Raw genomic sequence first — 20,226 nt, forward strand, 5'->3', positions numbered from 1 at the left:
CTTAAGTTCTAGACAACTTGCCCTTCTTCTCAGGCACAGAATCTGGGGCATCTAGCACCCCAAACAAACCTACCTCAGTCGGCTGTAGTTTAAACTTCCCTACTTCTTCGTTGAGGACACTGGCTACCGAAGAGAGCTGGCCAGATTTAGATCTGAAAACTTCCATCCCCGACCGAAGTTCTGTAGCCGAAGCCGCCATTTCTTCGGTACCTGCAGCACTTTGTTCGGCAATGACTACAATGCTTTCTGTGATTTTGGCGATCTCTTTGATTTCGTACTTGCGATTACTAGTAGCTGTCAATATTTCCTCCGACAACTTCAAGGTATCGTGCGAGGACTCTGCCATTTGTTCGAATACCGCTCTGACTTTGAATGACGTACTTTCACCCGCTGACACGCTCACATTCATTTCATCTATGGCATGAGAAGCAGCTAAGGTGCCATTTTGAACATCTTTGATTAGTTTTTCTATCTCGCGCACAGACGACCGGGATCGGTCAGCCAGCTTTCTAATTTCTTCCGCCACTACGGCAAATCCCCGTCCTGCATCTCCAGCCTGAGCGGCCTCTATACTAGCGTTGAGTGCGAGCAAGTTGGTTTGTGTCGCTATCTCGTTGATCAAGCCTAGTACGCTGGAAATCTCTTGCGACCTCTCCTTCAGTACTTTTACCGTTTCGGAAGTTCTACTCGTGAGTTGGATAATCGTGGTCATATTTTCTTCAACATGCTTAACCATTTCCACGCCCTTATTGCTATTATCCACTCCGTGTCGTGCCGACAGATGAATGCGCTCAGATCGATGTCCCATATCGTCTATCGAATTCAGAATACTGTTTACCAAAGAAGAGGATTCATCCACTTTCACTACTTGGTTTTGTGCCCCTTGGCTCATTTGACTAGTAGCCGTCGCAATTTCGTTCATACTCAGGTTCATTTCTCCTGAGCTTTTATTCATCTCCGAAGTAGAATCGTCCATAATCTCGGCATTGAGTGATATTTTTGCCAAAAAGTTATTCAGATTATCCAAAGCTTGGTTCATGTTTTCTGCCAGCACCTTGATTTCACCCCTTGCTTCTTGCTCATACCGTAGCGTAAGATCTCCTTGAGACATCGCATTCACTATGCGGTCAACGGCTCGGAGTGGCGTAGAAAAAGTCTCTAAAAGTTGATTGATCGATTCGCTGAGTGCTCGCCAAAACCCTTCCTTATTAGTCAGATTAATGCGTCCGTTTAGCTCTCCTCGCTCACTGGCCGAAGCCACCACAGCATTGATTTGACTAACTACAGCTGATAGATTGTGGCTCATGTGCATGAGACTTTTTCCTAAAATATCTGTATCACCTAAAAGCTCCAGTTGTGCATCGAAGCGGCCTTCTCCTATCGCTTTAGCAAACTCAGTTTTGGATTTCAATCCTGCAGTCAGCACATTCAATGCCTCATGTGCCTGTCCAAGCTCATCTCTAGTATTCACTTTTTGTTTTTTAGGAAATTCGCCTTTGGCTAGGGTAAGGGTGTTCGTTTTTATCAAATTGATGTTACGGGTGATTTTATTGATGTGATAAGTAAGTACAACAGTGCCAGTGGCTACTATCAATACAAACAACACGACGAGTGCCCATGAGCTTTTGGTGATTTCTGCAGCTATCTGTTTGTTGTTGGATGCCACTATCTCGTCTACATAAGGAGAAAACTGATGGATAGCCTCTCGTAATTTGCCATGCAGACCATCATTTGCATCCAATCCGATAACCTTTTGAATGGCCACCACCCTCCTAAAGCCCGCTTCATAAGCTTCCAAATTGCGTAGAATTTCTTGTTTTTTTTGAGCATTGCCACCAAGAGTCAAAAGATGGTCTCTAAATTCCGACACTCCCGCTTCAAACTTGTCGAGGTATTTCATATCCTTTCTCAAGAAAAAATCCTTCTCGTGCCTACGCAACATGAGCATATAGTACTTGTCGTACTCAAAATCAGAGTCCTCTACATCATGTATCGCTTGACGCAATTGGCCTTCCAGTCCATGGTCTTTAAAACCTTTCTCACGAATCATATTGGCTAATGAATTGAACGCAAAGACGTAATTGTGCAATAGCAATTGCATACTGTCTATTCTCACTTCTGCTATTCTATGGTTGGCTTTTAGACTATCGGTACGCTGCTGTAGAGCATCTACTATTTCATTAAGCGCTGATAAATACTTGCTTTTGCCTTGGGTGATAAAAGCTATGTTTTTATAATCTCTAGCAAGAAAGTCTTTCTCATGCTTTCTAATTTCTAATACCTCTAACTGGATGGTTTGAAGTAATCCCTTAGCCTCATGCAGCGATTTGATATTTTGAAATGTAACATAAGTCCATATACCAAAAATCAACGTCAACGCATAGGGTATTAGGAATTTACCAGAGAGTCCTCTAAATAGATCCATAGCTTTTTCTCATACAGAATGTTAATACCTCTAAATTAGACCTTGGATACTATCAACATGTTATTCCAATGTTATGTTTTCTTTGTATCGAAACGAGCGGATATAACTACTTCTAAATTCTCGTATCAAGTCCTCTACTATTGACAAGAAGAGGGCATAAAATCGCAACCCTCTCTTTCTGCAATTTGTGCCTCACATACAAAATACTGTAGATCAGACACATACTTCCGCAGATCATCCCACATCCGTAGGAATACTGATTATTATACATTAACATACACGGTAAAATTCACCAAATCACAAACAAAAAAATCAATCCTTTTATCCCTATGAAAAATACCAAAACATTTTTGTTAGCTGTATTAGGTCTCAGCCTTGCAGTACCACTAGCAGCTCAAGATATGAAGTTATCGAAAGGTACACTAACCACTCCGCTACCCTATTTTGATGACTACGAACAAGGGTATGTTGTCCTGAGAGACGGCAACAAAATCGAAGGTACTGTCTCTATCAAACAGTATGAGAAACAAAACAAAATGGACGTGACAGATGCTTCGGGCACTAAGTATAAGTTCAATGTCCGATCACTAAAGGAATGGGGGCTTAGCATCAATATTCCAGAAAACAAATCTCCATTGTCTTACTACGATTGGAAAAACGACAAACGAAAACAAAATTCAGAGCCTGAAAGAGGTTTTGTTCAATTAAACAGTGGAGAGACGCTAGAAGGCAAAATTCTAATAGAAGGAGAATCGTCTGACAGTCCATTGGCAGGCAATAATTTTTTCGCCATCGAAAGCTTGACCTTTGTAGACGAATCTGGCATTGAAAAAGAATACCTACGCAAAGACATCAAAGCCTTTGGTAGAATTTTGCCTTGGGACCTTGCTCCTAAACACCTCATTATGTCTGGCAGTGCCGAAATAATGGGTAAAACCAAAACAAAGAAAACTCCTGGATTTGTCATCACCAACGAAGGCGAAAGAATCGAAGGCGACATCCAACTGGTCGTAAAAAATTCTATGAAAGTAGACTCTAAAATCAAAAGCGACTTGATAGATGAAATATACATAGATGTAGATGGATCTACTCAAAAGCTAGGCCTAGACGACATCTATGCCTATGGGCTCACCGATCTCACCATCAATAAGATCACCAACAATCAAGACATCAAATACACAATCGAGGAGATGAATTTTCATCCGGGCACATTGAAAACCAAAGATGGAAACACAAAAAAAGGATACCTAGCGTACTTCCCTACCCCAGGCAACTACTATGGCGTTTACTTTGCAGAAAACTTAAATGCGCAAGTAGACATAGTACCATTCAGTGAAATCGCTGATGCCACACAGGAAATCAGCTTGATAGAAGCATTTTCAGGATATGGCATGGATATGCCTACATCAAAAAACACCAACACAAACGGATACATCGTAGACCTCTCTGGACGCAAATACAACGGCACCATAAGCCTAGTCAACGACAATGACTGGTGGGCTAAATCTATCAACTTCGTGGATGAAGACAATAACAAAATCAGCTACGGAGGCAACGAAGCTCAGCCTATCACATATTTTGTATTAGATGGCACCATGTACGTACAAAACAAAGACGTATTTGTAAAAACAGAAGGAACGCAATCTCCTTTGACCTTGCTAAACAACCCCTATGTAGACAATTCCAACAAACTGGGCAATATGGCCATGGGTATGGTAGCCGATCAAGTAGCCAGCAATATAGGAGACGCTGTAGCTTCTCAGACGGTAGCTTTCCAAATGTCAACTGGTATTGACTTGAGTAAACTTGATGACAACGGCAACAACGGTCTGAGCACGGCCTACAATATAGGTAATGCAGCTACCAGTGGATTAAGCTTCCTAGCCAATCAGGCCATCAACGGGACAGGAAAGGAGCCCAAACTCGCTAAAAAAGGGAAAGACTACAATGTGTTCAACTCCGTCACTGGTGAACTCTCACATGCAGACGGTACCAACTGGGAATATCTTTTAGAAGGCTGTTTGGTCTATCTAAAAGCAGGAAAAAACGAACAAAAAGAGATCAAAGATTATGATGATGTAAAAATGCAATCGTACCTCAATACGTGCTACAAGTAATTCAAAATAATTTAAGTACTTTGAGAGGACTGCCAGACAACTGACAGTCCTTTTTTTAAATACCAGCCATGAGATCTATTCTATTCATTCTATGCTACGTCGCCTCTTTGCAATGCGTGCATGCACAAACCATGACCTACAACAAAGGTGAGGCTACGCAACAGAAATATGCCATCACGTTCGCAGATCAAACACAGATCCTATACGATGGAATGGATATCAAAAAAATCCACCAAGATTTCTTCTTGTCTGGCGATCGGGCATATTATACTGGCCATTATCTAAATGCCAGTGGTAGATATATGTTTGAATTGAAAAGGTATTTAGACGAGTCAGACATGAAATTTTCTGATACCTTCAAAATGTCGCCATATGGAATGGCCAACTTGGTACTTGCAGATCAGCTCGACAATGATGACCTCAGGCGTTTTACAGCACTTGTCAATGCCTCTGCCCTACTCTACCAAACCAGAGGCAAGTTTGTAAAAGCCGAAGAACTCATGATGCTAGGCCTACAACTACGTGGCGATAGACTGGGACGTACCAGCCCAGAATTTATCAACAGTCTGCACAACCTAGCGGTTTTAAAGAAAAATCTCGGTGACTACGCTGAGTCCGAACGCATATTTGACTATCTCCTACCCACCATAAAAACGCTCTATACCGAACAATCTCAACGATATGTGGTAGCGCTGAACAATCAGTCTATGCTCTTCGCAGAGCTGGGTCGTACCCAGAAAGCTATCGAAGGATTAGACCTAGCCATTTCTAAATCTGAAGGCTCTCTCTATGAGAATTTTATAGATGCAGAGCGAATCAAAACCAACCGTGCTATACTCGCTCAAGAACAAGGAGATTTCAAACTTGCAGATCAAATGTACCTCGAAGCCATGTCTGGCATGCAGCAAAAAGGGTTTGAAAATCATCCCGATTACAACAACCTACTCATCTACTATGGTGCCTTGCGAGTCAATAGAAATGATTCGAATGTCCTTCCTTTTTTAACAGAAACTATTGATGGCATTCAAAAAAAATACGGAAGCAAACATCCGTTATTGGCCAAAGCAATTTTGAACCAGGCCAACTACTACCTAAACCAAGAAAACTTTGCTGCTGCCAAAGCAGCCTACACAGAAGCTTTAACTATTCTCCAAGCCGCTTTCGGAGACCACCACAGAGAAGTACTCGATACACTCAACAAAATTGGCCTTTGCGACTGGCAGTTGGGACTCACCGCATCGGCAAAAGCCAATATGAATCAATCCATCCAAGGCTACCTCCAGCAGTTAGATCAATTGTTTGTCACGATGAGTGAATCCGAAAAAACACAATTTTGGCAGTCGCTCAAACCCAACATAGACAACTATATGGCTTTTGCCATAGACATTGCCAACGAATACCCCGCAGTGTTGGTTTCTGCCTACGAACTGCAAATTCACACCAAAGGTATATTGATCAATTCGACTACGAGGACTCGTCAGCACATCCTCGCTAGCGGCAATACGGAACTGATAGACCTTTTCAAAGCATACAAGCAAACCAAAGACCTACTCGCCATCTATTATTCCTCGACCAAGGAAGACATTGCAGAAGACGACATAGACCTCACCGCACTTGAAGCAAAAGCCAACGAACTAGAAAAATCGCTCACGAAAATGTCAAATGAATTTGGTCAGACGCGTATAGCACCTACTACTTTCGCTGCAGCTAAGGCCATGCTAAAGCCTGATGAAGCTGCCATAGAAATCGTTCGTATCCCGATCAAATATGGAGCAAACAAGGGGCAGGTTCATTATACTGCTTTGGTCATTCATCCTCAACTGGATCAACCCAAATTGGCAAGTTTGAATAATGGGCTTGAACTAGAAACTAAATACCTGAAATCCTACAAAAACCTCATCCGGCTAAAAGTAGAAGACGACCAATCCTACCTTAATTACTGGGCACCCATCGAGGAACTATTGACTGGCATGTCTAAAGTATATGTGTCTGTTGACGGCATTTATAATAGCATCAATATCAACAGCTTGCTTGACGAAAATGGGATGTACCTAATAGACAAAAGAGAATATGCCATGGTACCCAATACAAAACATATCGAAGAAATCAGAAATGAAAATCTTGTGATAGACCCCAACAAAATGGCCGTATTAATCGGCTATCCAGACTATGGCAATGACGAGATATTTGCACCACTGCCTGGTACCCAAGAAGAACTAAACGCCATCAACCAAACCCTCAATCAAGAAGGTGTGAAAACCCGATTGTATATGCAAGATGAAGCAACAAAATATAATATTACCCAAATCAACAACCCAGAGATATTACATATTGCTACACACGGTTTTTTCTTACCAGACATCTCTGAAGAAAAAGGAATGGTAATGGGCGTACAAGTATCCAAAGCACAAAACAATCCATTGCTACGGTCGGGGCTACTCTTTACTGGGGCAGCAAACATATACAACGAAGAACTAAGTCTAAACAACAAAGACAATGGTATCCTGAATGCCTACGAAGTGATGAACATGGATCTAAACCAGACAGAATTGGTGATCATGTCTGCGTGTGAAACTGGCACAGGAGAAATCATCAATGGAGAAGGAGTCTATGGACTGTCTCGTTCGTTTCAGGTAGCCGGATCCAACAAAATTATCATGAGTCTATGGAAAGTAAACGACGAAGCCACCCAAAAACTGATGACTTCATTCTATAGTTACTGGATGTCTTTAGGCAACTCGCAAGCAGCCTTTAGAAAAGCGCAACAAAAAGTAAAGGAAGAATTCTCTGACCCTTATTTCTGGGGTGCGTTTATTATGATGAATTAAGCGCTAAATAGACTTAAAAAGCCTTGCAGCAGGCAAATCAAGCCACTTGACCTAGTTTGTTCAAAAACCTAAAATGACTCTTGATGGCACAAAAGAAAGTACGATGTTCGTTGTACACAAGATTGAAGTCTAATGCTGTCTTTTTCACAATATCAGATATGGCATCATAATGAACATGACAAATATTGGGAAAAAGATGATGTTCTACTTGAAAATTGAGACCTCCAATTAGCCATGAAAACAGCTTACCTTTCTTTGCGAAATTAGCCGTAGTATTCAGTTGGTGAATGGCCCAGCAATTATCCACAGTACCTTCTTCGTCGGCCATAAAAAAATCTGTATTATCCAATACATGAGCCGATTGAAAAATCAGTGCCAAAATAAGTCCGCAAATCAAATGCATTGCAATAAAGCCTATCAACACCTGCCACCATACGATATTCAAAACGATCATTGGCAGCGCCAATGTAACACCCAAATAAAGTACTTTGTTAATAGAAATTTGTAACACCGCTTTCCCTAGCGTCAGCCCTTGCCCTTTCAATAATTTCTTTTTATTAAACCTTGATATTTGCTCAAAATCCTTGCTAAATGTTTTGTACAATGAAAGCAAACCATACAAAAAAGGAGCATAATAGGCTTGATATTTATTGATCTTCTTACGCTTTTGATTTGGGGAAAAACGTAAAATTTGATTATTAAGATCTTCATCAAATTCATGTACATTAGTAGACGAATGATGCAAAACATTGTGCTGAATTTTCCATGTCACATGATAAGAACCTATTACATTCAAAAGATAACCCATCAGATTGTTCACCACTTTTCGCTTTGAATAAGCGCCATGATTGGCATCATGCATAACTGCCAGCCCAATCCCACACATACCCAATCCCATCCAACACCAGAGTATAAACATGACTCCAAAAGACTGAACAACTCCCGAAATCAGAAGAACAAATGGAATAAAATACATGGCTAGCATAAATGCAGACTTCAGCTGCATATTAGTATTACCAAACTTTGAAATATTATTATCTGTGAAATGTTTATTCACACGGTTGTGTAGCTCATTAACAAAATCAGTGCTATGCCTCCGATTGAATCTTACCACTGGTGATGTCTTCATTCTTCTCTTCTTTGCTTCTTAAATAAGCATGGAAGATACGCTATGTAGAATGAAGTCTACCACTATACTCAGCATTCTACAGATTCAACATGAAATAGTACCAATAGAAACCCTAGTATTGCAAGTTTTTTTTTGAATAGCTCTATACCAAGGTAGGAAATTTAAAATAAAGGAAAACCAAATAACTATTACCAATAGTACAAAGTACCCCCCTCAGCATCATCACATAAACATACATTTTGTCAGGCTCTTCCCTCAATCACCCTTCATTCTGTCAGCTATTGAAGCTCAATTTTCATTTTGTCTAAAAAAATAATATTTTAAAATACACAAAAAGACAATCCTCCTACCCTACAGAAACTTGTATTTTCAAGCCATTGCTTTTCAATCACTTAGCTACTAAAAAACTTGCCCTTTATTCAACTAACTCACTACAATCAGCCTACTCCACATTCACTTCAAAAAACACCATACAGTTATGCAACTGTACTTTTAATGGAGAAAATACAGATTAAAACATCATATAAAGACACTTCTAAAGCACTCTCCATTCAACATCTTTTTTCTCAAAAAAAGAAACATAAAAATGAATAAAACAGTCCATACAAAATAAACAAAATGACAGATATCCTCCCTGACATTGGATTAAAACAAGAATTTATATTTTTTAATATCTGCAAAAAATGACAATAAGGTACGTTTTTTGCATTGGCGAGCAAAATGAATTGGACAAAACCCAGATATTAAGAAAAATCGGGTTATATTCCATAAGGAAACTATTAACCAACAATTAACGTTGGCTAATTACGTAAACTAGAATATTAAGCGATGGAGCAAAAGCAAAAAGGAAGACCGGCAACTAAACCAGTAGCGCTAAAAGAAGGGTATTATATTGAATTGAGAACTAAAGGTTCTAGCTCAGCAATTAAACTTCGCAGAAATAGCATGGCGGAAATAGAATTTGCTACCAAACAATACGAAAAAAGTAAAATCGTAAACTATCTAGGCCAAGTAAAAGATGGCAAATGGATAGATGGTAAAAACAAAGGAAAAAAGACTTCTAACTAATTCCTCTTACTAGAGATATTTAGTCACATCCACGACTTTCATACCAGCTGCTACAGCTGCTTGCATGCCAGGTTTCCCATCTTCAAAAACCACGCAGTCCTCAGGCTGAATACCAATCATTTCAGCGCATTTAATAAATGTCTCTGGGTGAGGTTTAAAATGGGTCACCTCTGTAGCAGTTACCACATGTGATATATAGTCTCCCAATCGAAATCTTTCGAACATTTCAGTGACTACTTTCCGGTTGCTACCTGTACCTACCGCCATAGGTAATACGCCATGGTAAGCCTTGACAATATCAAAAACAGGGAGGATCAATTGTATTCTTTCTAAATTACTTTCCACAAAAGTACGCTTCGTCTCCAAAGCTTGATCTACATCGAAATTTTTAATTTCAAAATCTTCAGCGATCATCAGCAACGTATCACGAGTAGGAATACCCCCACGACTGTGAAACACATCCTCTGGATAATGTACTCCATACGCAGCCAAGGCATGATTATAACCATCATAGTGTAATGGCATAGAATCCAAAATAGTACCATCAAGATCAAAAATAAGACCCTTTACTCCTTCTGGTATTGGTATAGCAATTGTCCGCATGTATGTATTTTTGCGGCAAACCTAGTGGGATATCCAGCAATTATCAATCCTTTTGTCATTAGATTATTATTAAGTTATAAGCCATTATCACTCATGATCGACCTGAGAATAACATCTACCCTGAAAGAAGAGCTTGTATGGCAAGCACAACTCAAAGAATGGTGTGCCGCGCACCAAGTCACAGTAGATACTACATTAGCCGAACCTGAAATATATGAGGGCAAAAAAAAGGCCATAGGCATAGCCGCCATCGAGGCCTTCTTAAAGGAATATAAGACTTTTATGGACGATTGGTATGACTGCAGATGTAATAAATGGCAAGAGGAATAAGCCTAACAGCATTGAAAAACACCTCTCCTCTCTATCTCTAGATTTTAATCAAAGCTCTTTATAATCTTAGCTTCCCGTAGTAAGTTAGTAATACATGCTTCCAAAAGACTGGGTAATAAAAAAACTAGCAATATGAAAAAACTAAAATGGATATTATTGGCATTTATTTTTTGCGGACTTTTTGCTGCCATACTCACTTATTACCCCAAGCTCGTGATCATGTCGGGCTATACTGCCAAGATGGCCTGCTCTTGTACGTTTGTAGCTGGGCTAGATGAAGAAACCATCTACAACAAGGAACTGAATTTCAAACCCTTAAAATGGATGAAATTCAAAATTGACAGAGAAAAACAAACAGCCACTGCTTCCGTTTTTGGTTTAAATTCTAAAACCGCGATCTACAGGAAGGGACTCGGCTGTGCCCTCGTCACTGACATCAAACCTAAAGAAGCCTACCAAGCCAATTTCGAAATACATCACAGCAAACACGACAGTCTATCAAACTGGTTTGCTGCTCGAACCGTGGCTACGAGCCCATCCCTGAAAGAAGCCATAGCGGCAGCTTTTGAAGAAAAAGACCCTGACGCACCTACAAAAAACACAAGAGCTGTAGTCGTACTACACAAAGGGCAGTTAATTGGCGAAAAATATGCATCCGAAATCACCCCCAACACACCTCTCCTCGGCTGGTCGATGACCAAAAGCCTAACTTCTACCCTTGTAGGAATGATGGCCGACCGAAACTATCTTGATATCTCTACTACTACGGAAATCCCAGAATGGGCTAATGATAACAGGAAAGAGATCACCTGGAAACAGCTATTACAAATGAACAGTGGGCTCCGTTGGAAAGAAGACTATGCAGACTTAAGTGATGCTGTCACCATGTTATTCAACAGTGATGCCATTGGGAAATATGCAAAAAGTGTCCCACTAGCCTCTACCCCTGGCACTACTTGGATATACTCTTCTGGCACAAGCAATATACTAGCCAGCGAGATCAGCCGCTTTTTCAACTCCCAAGAGGACTATATCAAATTTCCTTATGACAGCCTGTTTGATCGATTGGGCATGTATAGCATGGTGATAGAAGCAGACGCAACAGGCGAGTTTGTAGGCTCTTCATACGCTTGGGCCACAGCTAGAGACTGGGCAAAAATGGGGCAACTCTACCTACAAAACGGAAGATGGCAAGGAGAACGTATCCTATCAGAAGATTGGATTTCGTTTGTACAAGAGCCAGCCAAAGGATCTGAACAACTCTATGGTGGGCACTTCTGGGTCAATAGTGGCGGGCACTTTCCCAACGTTCCGCTAGACGGATATAGCATGAATGGCTTTCACAGTCAGCGCATCATGATCATCCCTTCCAAACAGTTAGTAATCGTTCGTTTGGGCATCACTTACAAGCGCGAAGATTTTGATTTTAATGATTGGTACGGACAAATCATCAAAGCAGTAGAACAGGATTATCAATCCTCACAAACGAGTGCATCGTATGCCTCAGAACGATAAGCCTCGGAAAAGAGTTTTTCACCAAAAGTGTCATAATAAACTACCACATACATATCGGCCTCAGGCACGGCTGTTTCTGTAAAATACAACTGCATAGAGTCATTACCGATGTTCATTACGTCATGAAAAACTGGAGGAATAATGACACCCATATCACTATGATACACACCATAGCCGTCTTCTTTCCTGATGAGTAGTATTTTCTCTTTGGAATTGTTTAATATAAACTCATAATAAAGCACATCCGTCAGCACTACAGTACCGTCATTCATATTAATCAACTGCCAAATGCCATCCTGAAGTCCCAAAAATGTAGTGTCCGACCAATACTCGATTTGCTCATAGGCAGGCGTAACTTGCAGGGTATTGTATCTATCCAAAAGCCCATAAACTCCTCCTTCATTAACTATAAATAGCTCATGATTGTACGGCTTTATCTTCTCTTGGTAATCCATCCTGAGCAATATCCGATCTCGAAAATTATATGCTCCAAATTTGCCATTGAATAATACAGGAGCCACCTCATCTTCTGCGGCACTGATGGCATCGTACCTTACTCTCATAATCAATCGGCCATCCAAGCCTACCGCACCATATTCTCCATTTTTCTTTATAAAAAAAGCACTATCCGAGATATAGCCCAACTCATCACAAGTCAATCGAAACTGTTCTACGCCATCTTTGTACAAGACATTTTCCCCATCCTTTTTGATTACCAAAAAATGTGTGTCAGTTTGTACTTTTGGGCCGATTGATTTGAGATACTGGTCTTCTACTATGTCTACTACTTTTTTGTTTGGAAATATGGCCATCCCGCTTTTCCCTCTAAACACAATAGCAATATCCTCTCCCAATAGCTTCAAAGAATCTACGCCTATGATTGGCTCATCATAAATATTTTTGTTGTACACAAACCATTTTCCATTTCTGGTTAATCCCAACCATTCTGTATTCTGAAGTACACCTTGATAGACATTGGACGAGAGCTGACCCAATTCAGGGTCGAAAGTGGTATAGCCATCCGCTAATTCTATGACCCAGGTTTCATTTTTAGTATTTATCCGCTTAGTAACTGGAGGAGTTATGACTTCCAACTGAGTATTAATCAATACTTCTGTCTCCTCCTCAAAGCCTATCACATAGTGATCATTGATCCATTCTACCTCCTCAAAGGGGAGATCCAAAACAAAGCTTTTGTCCTTTGCAGACTGTATATTTTCTAAATTTGACACACCAAACAAACCACCCTTTTCAAAAATCCAAAATTGACCTTTGGTATAAATAGAATCATATTTTGGCTTGACATAAGATCTACCCGTAGTGGTCATGAGACCTATTTTACCCTTTTCTTCATAAGCAAGCAAACTACCATTCAATAGCTTCAAATTCTCATATTCAGCTTCTAGCAGTCTAAAACCAGACTTATGAACTACGCCAAACTTACCGTCTTCTTCTACTGCCAAAAGCCCATTACCCAAAGGCAAAACGGAACCTGAAAAACCTTCATATATAACTGCCCCTTTCTTATTGATCAATTGGCGCACCCCTTCCGACTCCACCACCAACAGATCCTCCTGCACATTACCACATCGGTAGCTTTCATCAATATTTTGATAAGATTTATTTAAAAAAGGTTTTCCCGTCAGGGTTAGAAATTCATACTTTCCATGCCGCTGAGTTACTACAAGAGGCTGTGCATTGAACCAAGCCAATTGGCTTAGCGAATCTGTATATTGTCTACTTACTTTTATTTCACCAGTCAAGGAAGAAAAATCAAACCCATCCAAGTAATACAACACATTTAGTGCTTTTCTGGTAAGTGCGTCATTTTTATACTTCCGTAAAAAATCAACCAATCGATCAGAATTCAACTCTCCTATGTAATCTTCAAATATTTTGTACTCTATTGCATGACGGTAAGGTGTATTAGGTTCGTCCGATAAAAATTTTTCTAGCTCTGCTACTTTTCCATACTTCGCTTTGTCTTCGTATACCAATCTATCATATTGGATTTTGGCTTTTTCTACCTCGATTGCATCTGGATATTTTTCAATAAAATCCTGATAAGATTGCCATGTATGCTCTGCCTCTACTGCCAGGTACACCAGATGATTTCGTGTAGCAACAGCCTGATCATATTCAGCTGCGTCTTGATACCTACTAATGAAATGGTTGTAAGCACCTACTTCATGTACAGTTGTTGCATGAGCAAAGGCCATGCTATCGATCGTGATTTTCCGATTTCTCAAGTCATTCTCTGACAAATCAGCATCGTCGAGTTCATCGAGGTGATCTTCGTTTTGAAGTTTAATATGCTTGCAGGCAGATTGAATAAAAAAATGAGCCGTATCCAAATGATATTTAGCATATGAATCGGTAGAATAAAGTAAAGCCCATACATATTCCGTCGCAGGATTGAGACTGTCTTGAGCCATAGATTTGATTAAAACATCTTCGACTTTCTCATAATCACCCTTTGCATAGGCACGCAAAGCCTGTTTGGTTTTCTCCGCTTTGAGTGGAAAAACCAATAAAATCCCAAGGAATAGTGAAGTAAAGAAAAGGTGGGCTTTTTTCATACTGTCGCTAAATTAATAAATTCGCCATCATTACCTCAACAACGCCAAATTCAGCAAATGACTACACAGCAGCTCAATAAATTTTTAGGCAATATAGATTTGTATCTACTGGATCAAGTATTAAAAAATAAAATTTCGCAAGACGCAAAAGTGCTTGACGCTGGTTGTGGCGAAGGACGAAACCTGATATACTTTCTCAACAATCAATTTGAGGTATATGGTATCGATCAAAATGAAGACGCAATCCGTATGCTGCAATTCATCGTTGGGTCAGGCTATCCTCTGTGTCCAAAAGATCATTTCCAAATAGGTGAGCTGTCTGCACTCCCCTTTCAGACAAATCAATTTGATTATGTGATTTGCTCTGCTGTCTTGCATTTCGCTCAATCCACCCATCACTTTTGGCAAATGTTTACCGAGTTGGATCGGGTACTCACTCCAAACGGAACTCTATTCATAAGAATGACTTCCGACATCGGATTAAACGGACATGAAACTCTCGAAGACGGCAGGTACCATTTACCAGATGGTAGTCAAAGATTTTTACTCACCGAAGAGATGATTCAAACTATCTTAAATGACTATGGCTATAGCAAATCAGAAGCTATTAAAACTGTAATTGTAGCTAACCAAAGGTGTATGACCACCTTGGTTTTAAAAAAGAACTAGAAAGAGAATTTCAACAATTATCACATAATGCCGCGCTCTGTCCGTTATCTTTTCATCGATTACATTAAATTTACTGCATTGCATAGGCGTATATGTTCAAAAAAATAATTCTACTCTTTGTATGCGTGCTTTTCTCTACTTGGGGATTCGCACAAAGCTTTCTAGGCTGGCAGCTGCACGATCGATATTTTTCGATCTATGCAGGCACAGGCTGGACTGGCTATATGGGGGATCTCACCAATGGCAACCCCATGACCGACGGACTTTCTCACTTTAATGTAGGCGTAGAAGCTCGGCTACTCACACGCATAGCCGCTCGAGTACAATTTGCTCAATATAAATTAGAAGGCTCTGACAAAAACGCTACTGACAGCTCATACAACAGGCAACGAAACCTATCTTTTCATTCCAAAAACTATGAATGGCAAGTAGAAGGTGTGTACTACTTCTTGAAATACCGTGGCAAATATCACAAAAGGAGAACCTACGAGCCTTACATTGCGGCTGGTATCGGCCAGACCTTTTACAATCCAAAGGCAGATCATACAGACATCAATGAGGTGACCAACACCTATGATTTGCGCTCAATGAATACTGAAACTGAAACCTATGGCTCATCTGCTTGGATCATCCCTGTAAACTTCGGTGTAAAAGCTGCCCTCAACGAATTCCTAAACCTATCACTAGATCTTGGCTACCGATTTGCTTTTACTGGACATTTGGATGACGTATATGGCCACTACGCAGGCCCATACCCTGATGGCTCTATCGAGGCTTCATTGAGCAACCGGAAAGATGAAGTCCCTGAAATAAACCAAGAAGCCTACGACGCGCTCGTGCCAGGTGCTCAACGTGGCAATGGTAAGAATGACGGCTACTTTCTAGTCAATATTAATTTAGAACTATACCTCCCACAAGATCTCTTCAAAAGCAAAAATGGCCGTAGAAGAAAAGAAAAGATCCTTGGTAAACCCTCTGCATACGATTAAAGTAAAATAGGGTTTTAATAAAGGAAAAAATACCTTTATTCTGAATAAGAATAACTATCTTCGAGTGTGGGAGAAAATAAAAAAACATATGACACACCAAAAGATCTGCCTCTAATAGTATCTGAGCCAGAGATTTTGTATGCCGTAAGACAACAAAACATCAACTCCACACACATCACCTTACTAAAAGACTTATCTGGTCTAAAAGACGACTTACTCTCCGCCACCCTCAACATGAACACCAAGACCTTTAGGTCTTATAAGTTAGCGCCTGCACCCATCAAACCACATGTACAAGAGCATGTATTGGCTTTACTATCGTTATTCAAGCATGGGATTGCCATATTTGGTACCAGTGCAAAGTTTAATCAATGGCTCAGCAAAGTGAACTTCTACTTCGACAATGATGCCCCGATCAATTTCCTTAATACTATCAGTGGCATTCTTCACGTAGATTACAGGTTGAGTGCCATCGAATACGGCGACAATGTATGATTGTCTACCGAATTTGTCATGAGAAATTTGCCAATCAACTGAATAGCTCGGGTCGACCCAACCGGTGGAACACACATGCTCAGCATGTCATATACACCTCAGGTAGTATTTCACTTTGTGCTTTGGAACTGCTAGCTCACACGAGTGGCATCCGTCCAGCTGGCACTTTTCGAATCATGCATATCGCTGTAGATGACAAAGCTGAAATGATGGAAATCTCTGAACAGATTCTACCTACAGATTGGCAAGGGTTGGCTACCTATCCCATCACTCAGCAGCTAGGCAGTACTTGGTATCAGTCTAAAAAATCATTGATTTTGAAGATCCCTTCTGCTATTATACCGCAAGAGTCTAACTACATACTTAATACTGATCACCCAGATTTTCTTTCTCATGTCAGGATCGACAAAGTCACAGATTTCATATGGGATCATAGGTTTCCAGAAAATTAAAGCCCTAATATAGCTCGCAATCGGTGGATCACACGAGCTTGCTGCTCATCTGTCAGTCCACATCCAGAAGGCAGGCACAGGCCACAGCGATACAGTGCTGAAGACACAGCTCCTCCTATTACTTTTTCATTTTCGAATACTGGTTGCCTATGCATCGGCTTCCAAAGTGGCCTTACTTCAATATTCCATTCATTCATCTGAGAAACAATGACAGATATATCTATCATTAGATCGGGATTAAACAAAACACACGTCAGCCATCGATCTGACTCCGCTCCGACTTGTCCCTCTTGAAAACCAAAACCTAAGGGTGCCAATGCCTGCTGATACGTATCAAAAATCCGCTGCTTACGAGCTACCCGATCTGCCAAAGTGCTGATTTGTGCTACGCCTAAGGCAGCGAGCACATTACTCATGCGGTAATTGTAACCGATCGCTTCGTGATGATATTCTAAAACAGGAGACTTAGCCTGAGTAGCCAAATACAAAGCCTGTTCAGCTTCTTCTTTGTGATTAGTCACAAATGCACCTCCGCCAGAAGTCGTAATCAGCTTATTACCATTGAACGAGTATACGCCTCGCTCTACGAGTGCGCCTAGTGTTTTCCCATCCACTTTCCCTGCCAAGCATTCTGCCAAATCGTGCAAAATGGGCACTTGATATTGCTTACCTAATGTTTCTATGCGTTTCACATCAGCAGGCATACCATACAAATGAGTAGGCAGTATAGCTTTCACATTTGTTGGCTGTAAATCCAAATATTGCTCTACCTGATCCACATTTATATTCCAAGTGGTGTAATCTGAATCTATATAAACAGGCATAGCTCCACAGTAGCGAATAGGAGAAACACCTCCTACGAAAGTCATCGTACTCGCTAAAACTGCATCGCCAGACTCTACACCTAACACTTTCATTCCTAAGTGAATAGCTGCTGTACCTGATGATGTAGCTACTGCATATTTGAATCCCGTAGCTTTGCATATTTCTGCTTCGAATCGTTCAAGACCTGGCCCTACTGGGGCTAGCCAATTGCTATCCAACACTTGGCGAAAAGCCTCCAATTCATGACCCGACTGATAAGGTGGCGAGAGATATATGCGTTCGTTTATCAAGGCTAATGGGTCTGGTTTTGATATCCTGCAAATTTGGTGTCTGGCAGGTCTTTCTTCCGCCCTTTCGCCAGTAGGCCAAGCGTTTTACAGAAGATTTTGAAATCTAGCCAAAAACTCAAATGCTCTACATAATAGGCATCCAGATCTAACTTTCGCTCCCATTCCAATTCGTTTCCGCCATGCACTTGCGCCCACCCTGTGAGGCCTGGCAAGACCCAATGTCGTTTTTTATGAAAATCAGAATATAAGGGCAAATATTCTATAAGATATGGTCTGGGGCCAATCAAACTCATTTCTCCTTTAAGCACGTTCCACAATTGAGGCCACTCATCCAATGATAATTTTCTCATCCATCTACCTAGCGGAGTAATCCTCAAATGATCCGCTTCATGGCCCTCTTTCATCGTTTGGAATTTCAATAATCGAAAAGGTACTTCGAGCAAACCAGGTCGCTCTTGCGAAAACAGAACAGCCCCCGTATCCCAAAAAGCAAGTAAACTGAGCATTAAGAGCATGGGCAATAAAATCACCAACAGCACTAAAGCCAATATCTTATCCAGAATCAACTTGACAGACTTATAGCAGGGTATCATTGTGCCAAATTATAAAGAAAAACTTTCCGTCGAATGAGGTCATATCTCAAGCAAATATATTACGTTTATCCTTCAATTATGTCAAAGTATCTAATCCTCCCGCTCGCACTATTTATTTCGCTTCATTCGCATGGGCAAGACAGAATCCAACTGGCCAAGCTCAAATATGACGGTGGTGGCGATTGGTATGCAAACAAAACAGCACTGCCTAACTTGGCTTCGTTTTGCAACAGATACCTGAGCATGGATCTCAACAAAGCAGATGAAGTAGTAGAAGTAGGCAGCCCTGACATTTTTCTCTACCCATACGTCTATCTCACAGGACATGGCAATGTAGTATTTAACTCGCGTCAAGCCGAAAATCTAAGAAAATACCTATTAGCTGGTGGTTTTCTGCACATAGACGACAACTACGGCATGGATCAATTTATTCGTTTGGAAATGAAAAAAGTATTTCCTGAGCTCGAGTTTGTAGAGTTACCCTTCGATCATCCGATCTATCATCAAAAATTCAAATTCAAAAATGGTTTACCTAAAATCCATGAGCATGATGGCAAACCCGCTCAAGGATTAGGCCTTATTTATGAAGGGAGATTGATCTGCTTTTATTCGTATGAATCAGATCTAGGCAATGGCTGGGAGGACCAATCGATCTATAATGATCCCGAAAGTAAAAGACAAGAAGCGCTAAGAATGGGTGCTAATATTTTATCGTATGCCTTCATGAATTTTTAATCCACTCGAATATTAAACACATCCAATAAGCCAATCAAACCTTCTTTCGAGAATCTGGCTTTGGCTACTTTGTTTGTATGAGGATTGATAGAGAAATGGTGAGCCGTCCTGAAATCAGCCTTCTCTAGGTTCGTTCTATCAAACTGCGCCTTGGTCAGGTTACATTCCAGAAATTTGGCTTCTGTCAAATCTGTTTCTACAAAATCTACTTCTTCTAAACTGCAATTTTTGAAGGTTGTCCCTTTCAATTTCAATTGATAGAATGAGGTGAGATTCATCAAGCATTGATCAAAATGCATCTCAAGCAAAAACTTATTGCAAGAAGTAAAATCTACGCCCATCAGTTTACAGCCTGAAAATTTTACGTTTTTAAATGCTGTATCTCCAATTTTCACCCCAGAGAAATCACAATCAACAAACACACAATCCATAAAGATTCGATGTGACACATTCACTCCCGTAAACAGGCAGTTTTTAAAGCTACAACTTTCAAATTCTCCATTTGGAAAACCTTTTTCAGTGTAATCTATATTTTCAAATGTCTGGTCGTAATAGCTCTCCATCATGGCTTGCAATATTGCCAT

General features: G+C 40.5%; 17 protein-coding genes. 10 read left to right on the forward strand and 7 right to left on the reverse strand.

Annotated features, from left to right (window positions below; genetic code table 11):
• Position 1 precedes the first annotated feature (1 nt).
• Entirely contained in the window at positions 2-2,425 is a 2,424-nt protein-coding gene (locus N7E81_RS18440) for a methyl-accepting chemotaxis protein (RefSeq protein ID WP_263051078.1), read from the reverse strand.
• A 329-nt stretch (positions 2,426-2,754) separates the two neighbouring features.
• Here N7E81_RS18440 and N7E81_RS18445 point away from each other — a divergent pair, with 329 nt between their 5' ends.
• The gene (locus tag N7E81_RS18445) at positions 2,755-4,542 is read left to right on the forward strand and encodes a hypothetical protein (protein WP_263051079.1); all 1,788 of its coding nucleotides are present in this window, start codon (positions 2,755-2,757) and stop codon (positions 4,540-4,542) included.
• Between the two features lie 68 nt (positions 4,543-4,610).
• Positions 4,611-7,370 (forward strand): CHAT domain-containing tetratricopeptide repeat protein, encoded by a 2,760-nt coding sequence (locus tag N7E81_RS18450; protein WP_263051080.1) that lies wholly within the window; start codon positions 4,611-4,613, stop codon positions 7,368-7,370.
• Positions 7,371-7,407: 37 nt separating this feature from the next.
• On the opposite strand, the gene N7E81_RS18455 is transcribed toward N7E81_RS18450, so the two are convergent.
• Entirely contained in the window at positions 7,408-8,499 is a 1,092-nt protein-coding gene (locus N7E81_RS18455; RefSeq protein ID WP_263051081.1) for a fatty acid desaturase family protein, read from the reverse strand.
• 828 nt (positions 8,500-9,327) lie between these two features.
• Between N7E81_RS18455 and N7E81_RS18460 the strand changes: the two genes are divergently transcribed.
• Complete coding sequence (locus tag N7E81_RS18460; protein ID WP_263051082.1) at positions 9,328-9,567, forward strand: hypothetical protein; 240 nt, start codon at positions 9,328-9,330, stop codon at positions 9,565-9,567.
• A gap of 9 nt (positions 9,568-9,576) precedes the next feature.
• Here the strand turns inward: N7E81_RS18460 and N7E81_RS18465 are convergent, their stop codons facing one another.
• The gene (locus N7E81_RS18465; RefSeq protein WP_263051083.1) at positions 9,577-10,170 is read right to left on the reverse strand and encodes an HAD family hydrolase; all 594 of its coding nucleotides are present in this window, start codon (positions 10,168-10,170) and stop codon (positions 9,577-9,579) included.
• A 93-nt stretch (positions 10,171-10,263) separates the two neighbouring features.
• On the opposite strand from N7E81_RS18465, the gene N7E81_RS18470 reads away from it, so the two are divergent.
• Positions 10,264-10,500: a hypothetical protein gene (locus N7E81_RS18470; RefSeq protein WP_263051084.1), complete on the forward strand. Its 237-nt coding sequence runs from the start codon at positions 10,264-10,266 to the stop codon at positions 10,498-10,500.
• A 132-nt stretch (positions 10,501-10,632) separates the two neighbouring features.
• Positions 10,633-12,015, forward strand: a complete 1,383-nt coding sequence (locus tag N7E81_RS18475) for a serine hydrolase domain-containing protein (protein WP_263051085.1) — start codon at positions 10,633-10,635, stop codon at positions 12,013-12,015.
• Here N7E81_RS18475 and N7E81_RS18480 read toward each other — a convergent pair.
• On the reverse strand, positions 11,973-14,594 hold the full coding sequence (locus N7E81_RS18480; RefSeq protein WP_263051086.1) for a hypothetical protein: 2,622 nt from the start codon (positions 14,592-14,594) through the stop codon (positions 11,973-11,975). The two genes, N7E81_RS18475 and N7E81_RS18480, sit on opposite strands and share 43 nt — an antisense overlap.
• Positions 14,595-14,651: 57 nt before the next feature.
• Here N7E81_RS18480 and N7E81_RS18485 point away from each other — a divergent pair, with 57 nt between their 5' ends.
• From N7E81_RS18485 to N7E81_RS18500, 4 genes are all read left to right on the forward strand, one after another.
• The gene (locus N7E81_RS18485) at positions 14,652-15,263 is read left to right on the forward strand and encodes a class I SAM-dependent methyltransferase (RefSeq protein ID WP_263051087.1); all 612 of its coding nucleotides are present in this window, start codon (positions 14,652-14,654) and stop codon (positions 15,261-15,263) included.
• A 92-nt stretch (positions 15,264-15,355) separates the two neighbouring features.
• Positions 15,356-16,252: a DUF6089 family protein gene (locus N7E81_RS18490; RefSeq protein WP_263051088.1), complete on the forward strand. Its 897-nt coding sequence runs from the start codon at positions 15,356-15,358 to the stop codon at positions 16,250-16,252.
• 66 nt (positions 16,253-16,318) lie between these two features.
• Positions 16,319-16,747, forward strand: a complete 429-nt coding sequence (locus N7E81_RS18495) for an MbcA/ParS/Xre antitoxin family protein (RefSeq protein WP_263051089.1) — start codon at positions 16,319-16,321, stop codon at positions 16,745-16,747.
• Positions 16,744-17,199, forward strand: coding sequence for an RES family NAD+ phosphorylase (locus N7E81_RS18500; RefSeq protein WP_263051090.1), 456 nt, complete (start codon positions 16,744-16,746; stop codon positions 17,197-17,199). Before N7E81_RS18495 ends, N7E81_RS18500 begins: the two co-directional genes overlap by 4 nt.
• Here N7E81_RS18500 and N7E81_RS18505 read toward each other — a convergent pair.
• Together N7E81_RS18505 and N7E81_RS18510 are read right to left on the reverse strand one after the other, a co-directional pair.
• Positions 17,196-18,314: an aminotransferase class I/II-fold pyridoxal phosphate-dependent enzyme gene (locus N7E81_RS18505; RefSeq protein ID WP_263051091.1), complete on the reverse strand. Its 1,119-nt coding sequence runs from the start codon at positions 18,312-18,314 to the stop codon at positions 17,196-17,198. The two genes, N7E81_RS18500 and N7E81_RS18505, sit on opposite strands and share 4 nt — an antisense overlap.
• Positions 18,315-18,316: 2 nt before the next feature.
• Positions 18,317-18,907, reverse strand: a complete 591-nt coding sequence (locus tag N7E81_RS18510; protein WP_263051092.1) for a sugar transferase — start codon at positions 18,905-18,907, stop codon at positions 18,317-18,319.
• A 78-nt stretch (positions 18,908-18,985) separates the two neighbouring features.
• Here N7E81_RS18510 and N7E81_RS18515 point away from each other — a divergent pair, with 78 nt between their 5' ends.
• Positions 18,986-19,642, forward strand: coding sequence for a DUF4159 domain-containing protein (locus N7E81_RS18515; RefSeq protein ID WP_263051093.1), 657 nt, complete (start codon positions 18,986-18,988; stop codon positions 19,640-19,642).
• Here N7E81_RS18515 and N7E81_RS18520 read toward each other — a convergent pair.
• Positions 19,639-20,226, reverse strand: coding sequence for a pentapeptide repeat-containing protein (locus N7E81_RS18520; RefSeq protein ID WP_263051094.1), 588 nt, complete (start codon positions 20,224-20,226; stop codon positions 19,639-19,641). The two genes, N7E81_RS18515 and N7E81_RS18520, sit on opposite strands and share 4 nt — an antisense overlap.

Origin of the sequence: Reichenbachiella carrageenanivorans, from assembly GCF_025639805.1 — a bacterium.
In the GTDB taxonomy this organism is placed as follows: Bacteria; Bacteroidota; Bacteroidia; order Cytophagales; family Cyclobacteriaceae; genus Reichenbachiella; species Reichenbachiella carrageenanivorans.

Excerpts from the sequence above, each read along its gene's own strand:
- N7E81_RS18520 (WP_263051094.1), bottom strand. The coding sequence starts at position 20,226 with ATGGCAATATTGCAAGCCATGATGGAGAGCTATTACGACCAGACATTT.
- N7E81_RS18460 (WP_263051082.1), top strand. The coding sequence starts at position 9,328 with ATGGAGCAAAAGCAAAAAGGAAGACCGGCAACTAAACCAGTAGCGCTA.
- N7E81_RS18490 (WP_263051088.1), top strand. The coding sequence starts at position 15,356 with ATGTTCAAAAAAATAATTCTACTCTTTGTATGCGTGCTTTTCTCTACT.
- N7E81_RS18465 (WP_263051083.1), bottom strand. The coding sequence starts at position 10,170 with ATGCGGACAATTGCTATACCAATACCAGAAGGAGTAAAGGGTCTTATT.
- N7E81_RS18470 (WP_263051084.1), top strand. The coding sequence starts at position 10,264 with ATGATCGACCTGAGAATAACATCTACCCTGAAAGAAGAGCTTGTATGG.
- N7E81_RS18515 (WP_263051093.1), top strand. The coding sequence starts at position 18,986 with ATGTCAAAGTATCTAATCCTCCCGCTCGCACTATTTATTTCGCTTCAT.
- N7E81_RS18440 (WP_263051078.1), bottom strand. The coding sequence starts at position 2,425 with ATGGATCTATTTAGAGGACTCTCTGGTAAATTCCTAATACCCTATGCG.
- N7E81_RS18475 (WP_263051085.1), top strand. The coding sequence starts at position 10,633 with ATGAAAAAACTAAAATGGATATTATTGGCATTTATTTTTTGCGGACTT.
- N7E81_RS18445 (WP_263051079.1), top strand. The coding sequence starts at position 2,755 with ATGAAAAATACCAAAACATTTTTGTTAGCTGTATTAGGTCTCAGCCTT.
- N7E81_RS18455 (WP_263051081.1), bottom strand. The coding sequence starts at position 8,499 with ATGAAGACATCACCAGTGGTAAGATTCAATCGGAGGCATAGCACTGAT.
- N7E81_RS18510 (WP_263051092.1), bottom strand. The coding sequence starts at position 18,907 with ATGATACCCTGCTATAAGTCTGTCAAGTTGATTCTGGATAAGATATTG.
- N7E81_RS18485 (WP_263051087.1), top strand. The coding sequence starts at position 14,652 with ATGACTACACAGCAGCTCAATAAATTTTTAGGCAATATAGATTTGTAT.
- N7E81_RS18480 (WP_263051086.1), bottom strand. The coding sequence starts at position 14,594 with ATGAAAAAAGCCCACCTTTTCTTTACTTCACTATTCCTTGGGATTTTA.
- N7E81_RS18450 (WP_263051080.1), top strand. The coding sequence starts at position 4,611 with ATGAGATCTATTCTATTCATTCTATGCTACGTCGCCTCTTTGCAATGC.
- N7E81_RS18500 (WP_263051090.1), top strand. The coding sequence starts at position 16,744 with ATGATTGTCTACCGAATTTGTCATGAGAAATTTGCCAATCAACTGAAT.